This window comes from Alistipes sp. D31t1_170403_E11, from assembly GCF_015553985.1.
GTDB lineage: Bacteria > Bacteroidota > Bacteroidia > Bacteroidales > Rikenellaceae > Alistipes > Alistipes montrealensis.
Genome location: NZ_JADNHQ010000010.1, coordinates 60,835 through 62,645, shown reverse-complemented (window position 1 = coordinate 62,645; position 1,811 = coordinate 60,835). Strand labels below are relative to the sequence as shown.

Here is a 1,811-nt window from a genome sequence, read left to right as displayed (position 1 = left end):
GGATAAGCCACGACGAAAAGTAACGTGACGAAACGTACTTCTCGATTCCTAAACCTGACAATAAATGATAAAGCATGGAAGACGCGAAAAATTGCCGGAAACCTGACCGACAGGATAGCCGGAATGCAATATGAATCGATCCCTGCCGGAACAGGGATAAGCCGATATCGGTGACCTAAAATAACAAAGTATCGAAATCTCCGCCTGCAGAGAGATCTGCGGACGGAATACGTACAGATTCGGCAGGACAGCCGATTAGTCCGTCGTGATTTTTTCGAGAAAACTGCCGGGAATGTAAGTCGTCGCCACGGCTACGACGCCCTCGATCGAGACGATCAGCCGCCGGTTGCCCTTGATGCGTCTGATATACCCCTCGGCCCCTTTGAAAACACCCTCCGTAACGCGGACCCGGTCGCCCCGCCGGAGTTCCGCCGGCGCTTCGGGGAGGTATTCCAGCCCGGGATCGTCGGTCGACGTGACCAGCATGAAGGCCTCCATCTCGGGATCGGGAATGACGGCCGGTTTTTTGGTCTCCCGGTCGAAATATACCATCAGCGGACTGGTAGCCTTCGCCCGCTGCATCAGTTCGAGCACCGCGCGTTCCGCCTGCCGGACGAACATCAGCGATGAAACGGCCGGTTCGCGTCGGCGAATCGTCCTGCCGCCGACGGTTGTTTCTGTGGAACGTAAAGGAATGTAGGTTTTTACACCGTCCTGTGCGAGAAGCCTTTCGACATCGAACACCCGGTTGTAAAAGACTTTCAGTGCATACCAGTGCTCTTCGTCTCTCTTGTCGAACATAGCTTGCTAAAGGGCATATTTTACAATCCCCCGCAGATAGAAAACCCACCCCATGAAGGAGGTTTTTTCAGCGAGGCAATCGGGGGTTGGCCGCTTGTAATCCGACACCTGATGCAACCGTTCCTGACCCAGGAACAACACCGAAACCCCTGTAAAAAATGCAACCTCCGAAGAAGAGGCGATTTTTACTACACAAAAGTATGAATTATTGGCTGAATAACCAAACATTTCATTTCAATCTTTTCGATCCAAAAATTTCAGCATTTAAGAAATAATCTATATATCAATATTTTACACAACAAATAATTATCACATACACCCAAATAGACAACAAAACACCCGTTTTGTTTCATTCAACAATCCGAACGCGATAAAACCCACAAAAAATGCGACCCGAAGGCCGCATTAAACAGAGTTCAAAACTACCGGAAATCTACTCGATCCACTCTACTCCCTTTCCCTGTAAACAATCAGCGCCTATAATCTTCGTCATGCCTTTATTTCCCCGCGCCCGCATCCATTCCTCGAATTTTTCCAGATAATCGGGGTCGATACGGCTGAACGTGAAATTAAGCGGTTTGTCCCGATTAAAGGATTTCAGTACGTTGCAGGAGTTCAGATAGGCATAGGCGTTTCCTACGGCCCCTTCCGTTTGAGTTGTTCCACCGTTCGCAAATAAAAACTCTCGACCGTCTCGAACTGAATTTGCTCACGGGACTGCTCTTTTACGACCGTTTCCGCCGTGTAATCTTCATCGTCCGTTTACGGTCTTTCGTAATGCGCAACATGAGCGGATGCTCCCCGTTGGCGAGGGTCTTGCTTTTGAAACAAATAACTGAAATAGTGGTGTCCATAGCCTTTTGACGGTTTACACAGACCGTGTAAACCAACGCAAAAACGGGGTCGAGAGCCACGAACCGATCAACCTCCGACAAAAGAAAAAGGCTCGATAATCATCAGATTACCAAGCCTTTTCATCAGTCGGGGTGACTGGATTCGAACCAGCGACC

The 1,811-nt window shown here is 49.3% G+C and carries 1 protein-coding gene and 1 pseudogene; both read right to left on the bottom strand.

The window, feature by feature from the left end; genetic code table 11:
• Nucleotides 1–255 precede the first annotated feature (255 nt).
• Nucleotides 256–801: a UpxY family transcription antiterminator gene (locus I2E69_RS14325; protein ID WP_195461905.1), complete on the bottom strand. Its 546-nt coding sequence runs from the start codon at nucleotides 799–801 to the stop codon at nucleotides 256–258.
• 487 nt (nucleotides 802–1,288) lie between these two features.
• A pseudogene (locus I2E69_RS15325) lies at nucleotides 1,289–1,655 on the bottom strand (phage integrase SAM-like domain-containing protein); the annotation flags it as partial.
• Between the last annotated feature and the right edge of the window lie 156 nt (nucleotides 1,656–1,811).

What these genes read in the sequence shown, in the direction of transcription:
- I2E69_RS14325 (WP_195461905.1), bottom strand. Translation starts at nt 801, where the DNA reads ATGTTCGACAAGAGAGACGAAGAGCACTGGTATGCACTGAAAGTCTTT.